The sequence below is a fragment of the Pseudomonas sp. ASL9 genome (assembly GCF_056680335.1).
The window spans coordinates 4,576,224-4,590,083 of record NZ_CM155277.1; the positions used below are offsets into that span (position 1 = coordinate 4,576,224).

The 13,860-nt window shown below is 58.2% G+C and carries 10 protein-coding genes; 8 read left to right on the plus strand and 2 right to left on the minus strand.

Annotation, left to right across the window (positions count from 1 at the left end; translation table 11 throughout):
* Positions 1 to 178 precede the first annotated feature (178 nt).
* From AC1ME2_RS21190 to AC1ME2_RS21225, 8 genes are all read left to right on the plus strand, one after another.
* On the plus strand, positions 179 to 1,069 hold the full coding sequence (locus AC1ME2_RS21190; RefSeq protein WP_480436520.1) for an NAD(+) kinase: 891 nt from the start codon (positions 179 to 181) through the stop codon (positions 1,067 to 1,069).
* Positions 1,069 to 2,040, plus strand: a complete 972-nt coding sequence (locus AC1ME2_RS21195; protein WP_480436521.1) for a metallophosphoesterase — start codon at positions 1,069 to 1,071, stop codon at positions 2,038 to 2,040. The genes AC1ME2_RS21190 and AC1ME2_RS21195 overlap by 1 nt, the downstream gene beginning before the upstream one ends.
* Entirely contained in the window at positions 2,037 to 2,906 is an 870-nt protein-coding gene (locus tag AC1ME2_RS21200; protein ID WP_480436523.1) for a rhomboid family intramembrane serine protease, read from the plus strand. Before AC1ME2_RS21195 ends, AC1ME2_RS21200 begins: the two co-directional genes overlap by 4 nt.
* A 27-nt stretch (positions 2,907 to 2,933) precedes the next feature.
* The gene (locus tag AC1ME2_RS21205; RefSeq protein ID WP_480436525.1) at positions 2,934 to 3,194 is read left to right on the plus strand and encodes a YeaC family protein; all 261 of its coding nucleotides are present in this window, start codon (positions 2,934 to 2,936) and stop codon (positions 3,192 to 3,194) included.
* On the plus strand, positions 3,191 to 4,021 hold the full coding sequence (locus AC1ME2_RS21210) for a DUF2797 domain-containing protein (protein WP_480436526.1): 831 nt from the start codon (positions 3,191 to 3,193) through the stop codon (positions 4,019 to 4,021). Before AC1ME2_RS21205 ends, AC1ME2_RS21210 begins: the two co-directional genes overlap by 4 nt.
* Positions 4,022 to 4,031: 10 nt before the next feature.
* On the plus strand, positions 4,032 to 6,689 hold the full coding sequence (gene pepN / locus AC1ME2_RS21215; RefSeq protein WP_480436527.1) for an aminopeptidase N: 2,658 nt from the start codon (positions 4,032 to 4,034) through the stop codon (positions 6,687 to 6,689).
* Between the two features lie 364 nt (positions 6,690 to 7,053).
* Entirely contained in the window at positions 7,054 to 8,139 is a 1,086-nt protein-coding gene (locus AC1ME2_RS21220; protein WP_480436528.1) for a WD40/YVTN/BNR-like repeat-containing protein, read from the plus strand.
* A 27-nt stretch (positions 8,140 to 8,166) separates the two neighbouring features.
* On the plus strand, positions 8,167 to 10,560 hold the full coding sequence (locus AC1ME2_RS21225) for an efflux RND transporter permease subunit (RefSeq protein ID WP_480436530.1): 2,394 nt from the start codon (positions 8,167 to 8,169) through the stop codon (positions 10,558 to 10,560).
* Between the two features lie 686 nt (positions 10,561 to 11,246).
* Here AC1ME2_RS21225 and AC1ME2_RS21230 read toward each other — a convergent pair.
* A complete protein-coding gene (locus AC1ME2_RS21230; protein WP_480436531.1) occupies positions 11,247 to 11,969 on the minus strand; it encodes a FadR/GntR family transcriptional regulator in 723 nt (240 codons plus the stop codon).
* Between the two features lie 107 nt (positions 11,970 to 12,076).
* Positions 12,077 to 13,819, minus strand: coding sequence for an IlvD/Edd family dehydratase (locus AC1ME2_RS21235; RefSeq protein ID WP_480436532.1), 1,743 nt, complete (start codon positions 13,817 to 13,819; stop codon positions 12,077 to 12,079).
* Positions 13,820 to 13,860: the final 41 nt, after the last annotated feature.

Below are 13,860 nucleotides of genomic sequence, written 5' to 3' on the forward strand. Positions count from 1 at the left end.
CTGAGTTGAGGGGGTTGCGTCAGACACTGATGAGTGTGCTGGGGGTAACCCTAGGTGCGGGAGCGAATTTATTCGTGAAGGCGTCCAGGCAGGCAAATAATCTGCGTCGGTTTGCCGCTGGACCGGCCTTTCACTCATAATCGCCTTTTTAAGCCGTATCGAGTCCAGCAGGAGCCCCATGGAGCAATTTCGCAATATTGGCATCATTGGTCGCCTCGGCAGTTCGCAGGTGCTTGATACCGTACGACGACTGAAGGCGTTTCTGCTCGCTAGGCACATGCACGTGATCCTCGAAGACACCATCGCCGAGGTTTTGCCGGGTCATGGTCTGCAAACGTCGACGCGTAAAATGCTCGGCGAAGTCTGCGACATGGTCATCGTCGTCGGTGGTGATGGCAGCCTCCTGGGCGCTGCACGGGCGTTGGCACGGCATAACGTGCCGGTGCTGGGGATCAACCGGGGCAGCCTTGGTTTTCTCACCGACATTCGTCCGGATGAGCTGGAGGTGAAGGTTGCCGAAGTGCTAGACGGCCACTATCTGGTGGAGAACCGTTTCCTGCTGCAGGCTGAAGTGCGGCGCCATGGCGAAGCCATCGGTCAGGGGGATGCGCTCAACGACGTGGTGCTGCACCCGGGTAAATCGACGCGGATGATTGAGTTCGAGCTGTTTATCGATGGCCAGTTCGTGTGCAGCCAGAAGGCCGACGGCCTGATTGTCGCCACGCCGACCGGGTCGACCGCCTACGCGTTGTCGGCGGGCGGGCCGATCATGCACCCCAAACTCGACGCCATCGTCATCGTGCCAATGTACCCGCATACCTTGTCTGGCCGACCGATCGTGGTCGATGGTAATAGCGAATTGAAGATCGTCGTGTCCAAAGACATGCAGATCTACCCGCAAGTCTCGTGTGACGGGCAGAACCATTTCAGTTGCGCGCCCGGTGACACCATCCATATCAGCAAGAAACCGCAAAAGCTGCGGCTGATCCATCCTCTTGATCACAACTATTATGAAGTCTGTCGCACCAAGCTTGGCTGGGGCAGCCGACTTGGTGGTGGAGGCGATTGATGCTCGATCCCGCGCGTAGCTATGATCTGATCGGTGACGTGCATGGTTGTGCCCATACCCTTGAGCACCTGCTCGACACCCTCGGTTACCGTTTTCAGGCGGGCGTCTGGCGCCATCCTGAACGTATTGCGCTGTTCCTCGGCGACATCATCGACCGTGGCCCGCGGATTCGCGAAGCGTTGCACATCGTTCATGGCATGGTCGAAGCTGGCCAGGCTCACTGCATCATGGGCAACCATGAGTTCAACGCGCTGGGCTGGAGCACGCCAGCCTTGCCGGGCAGCAACAAGCAATTCGTGCGCGAACATACACCGCGTCACGCGCGGCTGATCGAGGAAACCCTGACCCAATTCGCACAGCACCCCGGAGACTGGCAAGACTTCCTCACATGGTTCTACGACATGCCGCTGTTTATCGATGCCGGCCGGTTTCGCATGGTTCACGCCTGCTGGGACGCCGGTTTGATCGAGCCGCTACGGGCGCAGTATGGCGATGGCTGTATCGACGAACACTTTGTTCAGGCTTCCGCCGTGCCGGGCAGTTTCGCCAGCAACGTCTTCGACCGTCTGCTGCGCGGCACAGACATGCGTCTGCCCCATGGCCTGACCTTGACCGGCGGCGACGGCCTTACCCGTGCATTTTTCCGCACCAAGTTCTGGGAAGACGACCCGCAAACCTATGGCGACGTGGTGTTTCAGCCCGACGCATTGCCCGATCTGGTCGCGAAGACACCGTTGTCGCCCATCGAAAAAAATGCCTTGTTACGCTACGGCATCGACGAGCCCTTGCTCTTCGTCGGCCATTATTGGCGCAGTGGCCAGCCCGCCGCCATCCGGCCGAACCTGGCGTGCCTGGATTACAGCGCCGTGCTTTACGGCAAACTGGTCGCCTATCGGTTGGACCAGGAAACCCGCATCGACCCGCACAAGTTCGTTTGGGTCGATGTTGAACGTCCAGAGGCGGTGCAATGAATCCTGTCGCGGTATTACGTCTGCCGTTGACCACTGATTTGAGCGGTTTCGTCAGCCTGTTGCGGCGCTTGCGCGTGCCCCATCGGGTCATTGAAGAGTCGGACGAGCAAGTCTTGTGGGTACCGAATACGCAGCTGGCCGATGATGTTCGTCTGCTGTATCAACGCTTCCCCGAAGGCGATCCTTCCTATCAATTACCCGCTGCCGAGCAGGGCGCGACCTACACCCGCCCCGGTTTTGTCCAGCAGTTACGCAACAGCCCGGTCACGACGCTGGTGCTCCTGCTGTGCTTGATCGTGGGCGCCGTGACCCTGCTCGGTGACAACTTTGACACCCTGAGCTGGCTGACGTTTGTCGACTTCCGTGTGCGCGGTGACTACATCACCTTCATACCGCTGGCCGACAGCTTGGCCGCAGGGCAGTGGTGGCGGCTGATCACACCGATGCTGGTGCATTTCGGTGTACTCCATCTGGCGATGAACGGCATGTGGTACTGGGAGCTGGGACGGCGGATCGAGTTGCGCGAGGGCAGCTGGCACTTGCTCGGGCTGACCGTGCTGTTCAGTCTGGTGTCCAACTACACCCAATATTGGGTCGGCGGGCCGACCCTGTTTGGTGGTCTGTCGGGCGTACTTTACGGCTTGCTCGGCCATTGCTGGATCTTCCAGCTGCTGGCGCCGAACCCTGTTTATCGTCTGCCCCGTGGCGTGCTGATCATGATGTTGGTCTGGCTGTTGCTGTGCCTGTCGGGTCTGATCAGCATGCTTGGCTTTGGCGCCATCGCCAACGGCGCCCATGTCGGCGGGCTGATCATCGGTTGTGTTACAGGTCTTCTAGGCGGTGCCTTGGCCCGTCGGACTCGTTAAAATTACGTCCTTACTGTGGAGCGTGGCATGTCCTCTTTTGTTGAAATGATCGAAAACATTACCCCAGATATTTATCAAAGCCTGAAATTGGCGGTGGAAATCGGCAAGTGGTCCGACGGTCGCAAGCTGACCCAGGAGCAGCGTGAGTTGTCCTTGCAGGCGTTGATCGCGTGGGAAGTGCAAAACCTGCCCGAAGACCAACACACCGGTTACATGGGCACGCAGGAATGCAAGTCCAAATCGATAACAGTGCCGAACGTTCTGTTCAAATCGGATGCTGTCCATTGATCGAGATTGGCCGCGGTGCAATCAGCAAGATGTCGGCGCGCCTCGATGCGTCGTTGGTGCAGTATGGTTTTCGTTTGGGCGACGCGGACATTCCGGTCAACCCCATGATCGGCAAGACCGTGCGCCTGGAATACCTGGGCGCCATCCATTGCACCCATTGCGGGCGCAAGACCAAGACCAGCTTCAGCCAGGGGTATTGCTACCCGTGCATGACCAAACTGGCGCAGTGCGACCTCTGCATCATGAGCCCGGAAAAATGCCACTACGAGCACGGTACCTGTCGTGATCCGGCGTGGGGTGAGCAGTTCTGCATGACCGATCATGTGGTCTATCTGGCCAACTCTTCCGGAGTAAAGGTCGGCATCACCCGCGCCACGCAGTTGCCCACCCGCTGGCTCGATCAGGGGGCCAGTCAGGCGGTGCCGATTGTGCGCGTCGCGACCCGGCAGCAATCCGGTTTTGTCGAAGACCTGTTGCGCAGTCAGGTGGCCGACCGCACCAACTGGCGTGCCTTGCTCAAGGGCGATGCACCGCCGGTGGACTTGAAAGCCGTTCGCCAGCAACTGTTCGACACCTGCGGCGAAGGCTTGCTCGGCTTGCAGGAACGGTTTGGCCTGCAGGCCATCCAACTCTTGCATGACGTCGAACCGATTGAAATTCGTTACCCCGTTGAGGCTTATCCGACCAAAATCGTCAGCTTCAATCTGGACAAGAACCCGATCGTTGAAGGCACGCTGATGGGAATCAAGGGGCAGTACCTGATCTTCGATACCGGCGTGATCAATATTCGCAAATACACGGCTTATCAGCTCGCCGTGCATCAGTAAGGATTCCAGCATGCGCACAGAACAACCGAAAATGATCTATCTGAAAGACTATCAGGCGCCTGAGTACCTCATTGATGAGACGCACCTGACCTTCGAACTGTTCGAGGACCACACCCTGGTCCATGCGCAACTGGTGATGCGTCGCAACCCGGCACGTGGCGCCGGTCTGCCGCCGCTGGTACTGGATGGGCAGTTGCTCGAACTGCTGTCGCTCAAGCTCGACGACACTGAATTGGGTGCTGGCGACTACCAACAGACCCCCGACCACCTGACCGTGCAACCCAAGGCTGCGCAATTCACCCTCGACACCTCGGTACGAATCCACCCGGAAACCAATACCGCGCTGGAAGGCCTGTACAAATCCAGCGGCATGTTCTGCACCCAGTGCGAGGCCGAAGGTTTTCGCAAGATCACCTATTACCTCGACCGTCCGGATGTGATGAGCAAGTTCACCACCACCGTCAGCGCCGAGCAGCACAGCTATCCGGTGCTGCTGTCCAACGGGAACCCGATTGCCAGCGGTCCGGGAGAGGACGGTCGGCATTGGGCGACCTGGGAAGATCCGTTCATGAAACCGGCGTACCTGTTCGCGCTGGTGGCCGGTGATTTGTGGTGCATCGAAGACGTGTTCACCACCATGAACCAGCGCGACGTGACACTGCGCATCTACGTCGAGCCAGAAAACGTCGACAAGTGCCAGCACGCCATGAACAGCCTGAAGAAGTCCATGCGCTGGGACGAAGAGACCTACGGTCGCGAATACGACCTGGATATCTTCATGATCGTTGCGGTCAATGACTTCAACATGGGCGCCATGGAGAACAAGGGCCTCAACATCTTCAACTCCAGCTGTGTGCTGGCCCGCGCCGAAACCGCCACCGATGCCGCGCACCAGCGGGTCGAGGCGGTGGTCGCCCACGAATACTTCCACAACTGGTCGGGCAACCGCGTGACCTGCCGCGACTGGTTCCAGTTGTCGCTCAAGGAAGGCTTCACGGTCTTCCGTGACGCTGAGTTCTCGGCTGATATGAACTCGAGTACGGTCAAACGCATCGAAGACGTCGCTTACCTGCGGACCCACCAGTTCGCCGAAGACGCCGGCCCCATGGCCCACGCCGTGCGCCCGGACAGCTTCATCGAGATTTCCAACTTCTACACACTGACCGTGTACGAGAAAGGCTCGGAAGTGGTGCGTATGCTGCGCACCTTGCTGGGGGCCGAGGGCTTCCGTAAAGGCAGCGACCTGTACTTCGACCGCCATGACGGTCAGGCCGTGACCTGTGACGACTTCATCAAGGCCATGGAAGACGCCAATGGTGCCGAACTGACCCAGTTCAAACGCTGGTACAGCCAGGCAGGTACACCACGGTTGGCGGTCAGCGAGGCGTATGACAGCGCGGCGAAAACCTACAGCCTGACCTTCCGCCAAAGCTACCCGGCGACCCCGGACAAGCAGGAAAAGCAACCCTTCGTGATCCCGGTGGAACTCGGCTTGCTGGATGCGCAGGGCGGCGAAATCGCCTTGCGTCTGTCCGGTGAAGCAGCGGCTACGGGCACCACGCGGGTGATTTCGGTGAACGAAGCCGAGCAGACCTTCACCTTCGTCGACATCGCTGAAAAGCCGCTGCCGTCGTTGCTGCGTGGTTTCTCGGCACCGGTCAAACTGAGCTTTCCGTACAGCCGCGACCAACTGATGTTCCTGATGCAACATGACAGCGACGGCTTCAATCGCTGGGAAGCAGGCCAGCAACTGTCGGTGCAGGTGTTGCAGGAATTGATCGGTCAACACCAGAAGGGTGAGCCACTGGTGCTCGATCAGCGTCTGGTGACGGCGTTGAGCAGCGTACTGGCTGACGATCAACTCGATCAGGCCATGGTCGCCGAGATGCTGTCGTTGCCGGGCGAAGCCTACCTGACAGAAATCAGCGAAGTTGCCGACGTGGACGCGATCCATGCCGCGCGCGAGTTTGCCCGCAAGCAATTGGCCGACAGCCTGTTCGAGGGCCTATGGCAGCGTTATCAGGCCAACCGCGAGCTGTCGAAAAACACCGCCTACATCGCCGAGGCCGAGCATTTCGCCCGTCGCGGCCTGCAAAATATTGCCCTGTCGTACCTGATGCTCAGTGGCAAACCGCAGGTGCTTGCGGCGTGTCTTGAGCAGTTCGATACGTGCGACAACATGACCGAACGCTTGACCGCGCTCGCGGTGTTGGTGAACTCGCCATTCGCCGAAGAGAAAGCCAAGACCCTGGCCACGTTCGCCGAAAACTTCAAGGACAACCCACTGGTCATGGACCAATGGTTCAGCGTCCAGGCTGCAAGCACCTTGCCGGGTGGCCTGCAACGGGTTCAAGCGTTGATGGCGCACCCAGCCTTCACGATGAAAAACCCGAACAAGGTTCGTGCATTGGTCGGTGCATTCGCGGGTCAGAACCTGATCAACTTCCATGCGGCGGATGGCTCGGGCTATCGCTTCCTGGCGGACCTGGTGATTCAACTGAACGCCTTCAACCCACAGATCGCCTCGCGCCAATTGGCACCGCTGACACGCTGGCGCAAATACGACAGCGCCCGTCAGGCGCTGATGAAAGGTGAGCTGGAGCGCATCCGCGCCTCAGGCGATCTGTCGAGTGATGTGTACGAGGTAGTGAGCAAAAGTCTGGCTTGATTCATTCGCAGTCCGACACGCAGCTTTCGCGAATGAATTCGCTCCTACAGTAGATTGCGTTGATTCTGTAGGAGCGAATTTATTCGCGAATGGCCTGATGCGGTGTGTCAGGCCGCCCTCGCTGAAAATTTTCAGGCGTTACCCGCGAACATTGGGGTAGCGCCTTTTTTATGCGTGCCCATCAAGCAACCGAATACCCCATCAATCACGCCTGTTCTGCTTAACAAAAGTTAACGTCTTGTCGATTGTCATGGGTTTCTAAAGCTGGATAGGATAGCCCCGCTTCCAAAGGGTTTTCTAGAGCGGTTGCGGCCCTCTGGCACATCTTGCGGTCGACCTAATAACAATAACGGGGGAGAGGTCTATGAGTGAGCCTGTAAATCGGCGCACCCAGTCCGGTGTGGATATGGCTAACAGCCGCCCACTGGCGTTACGTAAAGGCAAGTCCCTGGCGACAGCACTCTCTATCTTCAGTGTGCTCTCGGTATTTGCGTTGGCCGCACCCTTGCAGGCTGCGCAAAGTAACGCTGAAGACTCCACGTTTTCCATCGAATCGTCCAAATCCTCTCGTGGTCTGTTGCTCGGCGTGGCCCATGCCGGTGCGCGACTGATTGTCGTGGGCGACCGGGGCCACATTCTGTATTCCGATGATCAGGGTAAGACCTGGACCCAGGCCAAAGTACCGAGCCGGCAGTTGCTGACGGCGGTGTATTTTGTCGATGACAAGCATGGTTGGGCCGTCGGGCACGATGCACAGATCCTTGCCAGCGTCGATGGCGGCGTGACCTGGACCAAGCAGTTCGAAGACCTCAAGCGCGAAGCACCTCTGCTGGACGTCTGGTTCAAGGACACCACCACAGGTTTTGCTGTAGGTGCCTATGGCGCGTTGCTGACGACCACTGACGGTGGCGCGCAGTGGGCCGATGTCAGCGACCGCATCGACAACGAAGACCAGTCCCACTACAACGGCATCGCTCAGATCAAGGATTCGGGTCTGTTCCTCGTGGGTGAAATGGGCAACATGTTCCGTTCTGCCGATGAGGGACAAACGTGGGAACGCGTGAAAAGCCCTTATCAAGGTTCCCTGTTCGGCGTGATCGGCACGGCCAACGTGGGCACGCTGCTGGCCTACGGTCTGCGCGGTAATCTGTTTCGCTCAACTGATTTTGGCAACACCTGGGACGCCATAGTGCTTAAGGGCGCGCGTGGCCCACTGGAGTTCGGCCTGTCGAGCGCGGCCTTGTTGCCAGATGGTTCGCTGGTACTGGTGGGCAATGGCGGCAGTGTGATGCGCAGCACGGACGACGGCGTTTCGTTCAAGGTCTCCAACCGTCCTGATCGCATCTCTCTGGCGGGGGTGACCGCCGACGACAAGGGCGATCTGATTCTGGTAGGACAAGGCGGCGTTCACGTTACCTCGCCAACCGGCGCTGAGCTGGGCCAACAATAAGACCTATTAAGGCGAGGAAGCTTTCGCATGACCCAACATCAACCTCTTCTTCATCATCATCAAGACAAGGCGACGCTCCTTGAACGGTTGATCTTCAACAATCGCCCGGCAGTGATCTTCATTTGCTTGCTGGTCAGTGTTTTTCTGTTCTATCAGGCGACGCTGATCCGACCGTCGACCAGTTTCGAAAAAATGATTCCGCTCGAGCATCCTTTCATTCAAAAGATGCTCGAACACCGCAACGATTTGGCCAACCTCGGTAACACCGTACGGATCTCCGTGGAAGCCGTGGATGGCGATATCTTCACCAAGGAGTACATGGAGACCCTGCGTCAGATCAACGACGAAGTGTTTTATATCTCCGGCGTTGATCGCTCCGGGTTGAAGTCGCTGTGGAGTCCCAGTGTGCGCTGGACCGAAGTGACCGAAGAAGGGTTTGCCGGTGGTGAAGTCATCCCGCAAAGCTACAACGGTTCAGAAGACAGCCTCGATCAACTGCGCAACAACGTGCTCAAGTCGGGTCAGGTCGGTCGGCTGGTGGCCAACGATTTCAAATCAAGCATCGTTGATATTCCGCTGCTGGAGTCTTATCCGGACCCGAATGATCAGGGCAAGCTGCTGGCGCTCGATTACCGGCAGTTTTCCCATCAGCTTGAAGAGAAAATTCGCGACAAGTTCCAGGCGCAGAATCCCAATGTGAAGGTGCACATCGTCGGTTTCGCCAAAAAAGTCGGCGACCTGATCGATGGCCTGATCATGGTGGTCCTGTTTTTTGGTGTGGCTTTTCTGATTACCCTAGTGTTGCTCGTCTGGTTCACGCGGTGTATCCGCAGCACCATCGCCGTGCTCAGTACCACGCTGATTGCAGTGGTCTGGCAATTGGGGTTGATGCACGTGGTGGGCTTCGGTCTGGACCCGTATTCGATGCTGGTGCCGTTCCTGATCTTCGCCATCGGTATTTCCCACGGCGTACAAAAAATCAACGGCATCGCCTTGCAGTCCAGCGACGCCGACAACGCCTTGACGGCGGCTCGACGGACCTTTCGCCAACTGTTTCTGCCGGGGATGATCGCGATTCTTGCCGACGCAGTGGGCTTCATCACTTTGTTGATCATCAACATTGGCGTGATCCGCGAGCTGGCCATCGGCGCGTCGATTGGTGTGGCGGTCATCGTATTCACCAACCTGATCCTGTTGCCGGTGGCGATTTCTTATGTCGGCATCAGCAATAGAGCGGTTGAACGCAGTAAAAAGGATGCCGTACGTGAGCATCCGTTCTGGCGCCTGCTGTCGAACTTCGCCAGCGCGAAAGTGGCTCCGGTGTCTATCGTCCTGGCGCTGTTGGCCTTTGGCGGTGGGCTCTGGTACAGCCAGAACCTGAAAATCGGTGACCTTGATCAGGGTGCGCCGGAACTGCGTCCAGATTCGCGCTACAACAAAGACAACAGCTTCATTATCAAAAATTACTCCACCAGTTCCGACGTGTTGGTGGTGATGGTCAAGACCCCGCCAGAAGGGTGCTCGGCTTACCCGACGATGTCTGCCATCAATGAGCTGACCTGGAAGATGGAGAACACCCCGGGCGTGCAGTCGGCAATTTCCCTGGTGACGGTGTCCAAGCAGATGATCAAGGGCATGAACGAGGGCAACCTGAAATGGGAGTCCCTGTCACGTAACAAGGACGTGCTGAACAGCTCTATCTCCCGCGCTGATGGTCTGTACAACAACGATTGTTCACTGGCACCGCTGTTGGTGTTCCTCAACGACCACAAGGCCGAAACCCTCGACCGCGCAGTGCATGCAGTGAAGGACTTCGCCAGGGACAACGACAAGGACGGTCTGCAATTCCTCCTAGCGGCAGGCAACGCCGGGATCGAGGCGGCCACCAACGAAGTGATCAAGGAATCGGAGCTGACAATCCTGATCCTGGTCTACCTCTGCGTGGCGACCATGTGCATGATCACCTTCCGTTCGTGGGCGGCGACCTTGTGCATCGTTCTGCCGCTGGTGCTGACCTCGGTACTGGGTAACGCCTTGATGGCCTTCATGGGCATCGGCGTGAAAGTCGCGACCTTGCCGGTAGTGGCGCTGGGCGTGGGGATCGGTGTCGACTACGGCATCTACGTTTACAGCCGTCTGGAGAGTTTCCTGCGTGCCGGTCTGCCCCTGCAGGAAGCGTATTACGAGACCTTGAAGTCCACCGGTAAAGCGGTGCTGTTTACCGGTTTGTGCCTGTCCATCGGGGTCTGCACCTGGATCTTCTCGGCGATCAAGTTTCAGGCCGACATGGGCCTGATGCTGACCTTCATGCTCCTCTGGAACATGTTCGGCGCCCTGTGGCTATTACCAGCATTGGCGCGGTTCCTGATCAAACCGGAAAAAATGGCGGGCAAGGTCGGGAACTCGTTGTTCTCACACTGAAGTCGTCCGCAATAAAAAAACCGCAGCTCGGTGAGCGCTGCGGTTTTTTGCTTTTACACGCTTCGCAGGCAAGCCTGCCACCGTTTTATGTACACCGCGAAACCTGTGGGAGGCCTCGCCTCGCCGTGTCTCCGACAGCCGCGCTGTCGCGCAGCAAACTGGTTTTTATTTGTGTGGTGTGATCGTTTAGTGGTGTGTCAGCTGAGCCGCCTTCGCGAATAAATTCGCTCCTATCAAATAACCTATAAGTTATTGAAAAATAAAGCATAAATGTCGTAATATTTTCAGCCAGACGCAGCTCCTACATCCATGGTTACCCCCTTTTCTGCGCGACAGCGCGGCGTCGCAGACGGGGCCTACTACAGAGATTTTGATCCGCCGTTAGATGTTGTGTGAATTGAGTATCGAATTACGGCCAGGCCCCTTTTCCAGGAGGCCGGAGCGAGGGAAATCCGAGCCTAAGCGAGGATCCGTATGGAGGGGCAAGCCTTTTGGCGGGACCTTTTTGCGGTTCGGCGTCCCGACGTTTGAAAAAGGTTCCTCGCTGTAAGAGCGAAACCGTAATTTCAGCACGCGCCAATGCCGGATATACACCCAAGACCCAGCGACAACTCATTGTTTTTAAAGAGTTAAAAAACAGTTTGATGGGAGGCCTCGCCGCGAATGGGACGATGAGGTTTATCCGCTTACAACGACAAATCCTGCCCCAACACCACACTCAAGGCGCTCCTCGCGTCATCCAGTTGCACCAGCGTTGCATGCCGTGCGCCGAGGGCGTCGCGGTTTTCGATGGCGGTGAGGATGGCTTTGTGGCGCGGCATCGCCAGCTCATGCAGGTTCGGCCGTTGGTTGGAGTGTTTCAACGCTTCGCGCAACGCCAGCGACAGCATGTTGCACAGGTGTGCGAGCAGGTCGTTGTGGGTGGCGTCGGCGATCCTGCTGTGGAAATCCAGGTCTGGCTGCAACAGTGCGTCAGGCGTTGGCGCGGCTTCCATGCGCTGGTAGGCCTCGCCGATTGAAGCGATGTCCTGATCGGTCGCGTGCTGGGCGGCGAGGGCGGCCGCCGCAGGTTCGATGATGCTGCGCACGCTGGTCAGCAGGTTGAAAAATTCATTTTGCGGTGTGCTTTGCATGACCCAATGCAACACGTCGGGGTCAAGCAAATGCCATTCGCGACGCGGTTTGACTACCGTGCCGACCCGTGGTCGGGAATACACCAGGCCCTTGGCGACCAACACCCGCGTGGCTTCACGCAGCACCGGTCGGCTGACCGCGTACTCTTCACACAAGGTCGCTTCGGCAGGCAGTTTATCGTCAGGTTTGAAGCGGCCAGACACGATCTGCATGCCGATGTCCTGAACGATGCGGGCATGCATGCTTTTGCGGTCGGAGGGCTTACGGTAATCCATGAGGGCGCGTGTCAATCCTGAGCAATAAGTGCCGCGCATAATAGCATCGTGCTGAGAGTGAGGCTGGGCGACGATGGTCGTGTCGCTCAGCTATTTATCCCTGCAATTCAATGCGAATGACGCGGCACCTCGGCACCACGACAGCCGACCAGGAAGTCGAAATCGCAGCCTTGATCGGCTTGCATCACATGGTCGATGTACAGCTGGCGATAACCGCCCAGCAGCAATTTTTCCGGAGCCTGCCAGTCGGCCAGACGCCCGGCCAGTTCGGCATCGGAGATGTCTAGGTGCAGACGGCCGTTGGCGCAGTCGAGTTCGATCCAGTCACCTTCGTGCACCACCGCCAAGGGCCCGCCCGCTGCGGCTTCCGGTGCCACATGCAACACCACGGTGCCGTAGGCGGTGCCGCTCATGCGCGCGTCGGAGATGCGCACCATGTCGGTCACGCCCTGGGCCAACAGCTTAGCTGGCAATCCCATGTTGCCGACTTCGGCCATGCCCGGATAACCCTTCGGTCCGCAGTTCTTCATCACCATGACGCAGCTGGCGTCTATGTCCAGTTCCGGGTCGTTGATCCGTGCCTTGTAATGGTCGAAGTTCTCGAACACCACGGCGCGCCCCCTGTGTTGCATCAGTTCGGCGCTGGCGGCCGAAGGCTTGAGCACTGCACCCAGCGGTGCAAGGTTGCCGCGCAACACACAGATGCCGCCGTCGGCGCGAATCGGGTTGTCGATCGTGCGGATCACTTCGTCCTCGCCATAGATCGGCGAAGCTTTGGTGTTTTCCCACAGGCTCTTGCCGTTGACGGTCAGGGCGTCCGGGTTGGGCAGTAAATTGGCCTCACCCAGGCGACGCAGCACCGCAGGCAGCCCCCCTGCGTAATAAAACTCTTCCATCAGGAAGCGCCCCGAGGGTTGTAGGTCGACGATGGTCGGTATGCCGCGACCCATGCGGGTCCAGTCGTCCAGGTCCAGCTCGACGCCGATACGCCCGGCAATCGCCTTCAAGTGAATGACCGCATTGGTCGAGCCACCAATGGCAGCGTTGACGCGAATGGCGTTTTCGAAGGCTTCTTTGGTGAGGATTTTTGACAGACGCAGGTCTTCACGGACCATTTCCACCGCACGCATGCCGGACATATGGGCCAGTACGTAGCGTCGGGCATCGACTGCGGGAATCGCCGCGTTATGGGGCAGGGAAGTGCCGAGGGCTTCGGCCATGCAGGCCATGGTCGAGGCGGTGCCCATGGTGTTGCAGGTGCCTGCGGAACGGGACATGCCGCCTTCGGCCGCGAGGAAGTCGTCGAGGCTGATTTGCCCGGCTTTTACCTGTTCGCTGAGTTGCCACACCACCGTACCGGAACCGATGTCCTTGCCTTTGTGTTTGCCGTTGAGCATCGGCCCGCCGGTGACGACGATGGCAGGCACGTCGCAACTGGCGGCGCCCATCAGCAATGCCGGGGTGGTTTTATCGCAGCCGGTCAGCAGCACCACGCCATCGATAGGGTTGCCTCGAATCGCTTCTTCGACATCCATGCTCGTCAGGTTGCGGGTGAACATCGCGGTAGGGCGCAGGTTGGATTCGCCATTGGAGAACACCGGGAACTCCACCGGGAAGCCGCCCGCTTCGATCACCCCACGTTTGACGTGCTCGGCGATCTGCCGGAAATGCGCGTTGCACGGCGTCAGTTCCGACCAGGTATTACAGATGCCAATGATGGGCTTGCCATGGAACTGATGATCGGCGATGCCCTGGTTCTTCATCCAGCTGCGGTACATGAAGCCGTTCTTGTCGGCAGTACCAAACCATTGGGCAGAACGCAGGGGTGATTTTTTCTCGGAATCAGACATGATCGTCACTCTTATTGTAAGACTTAATGGCGTTTATTTTG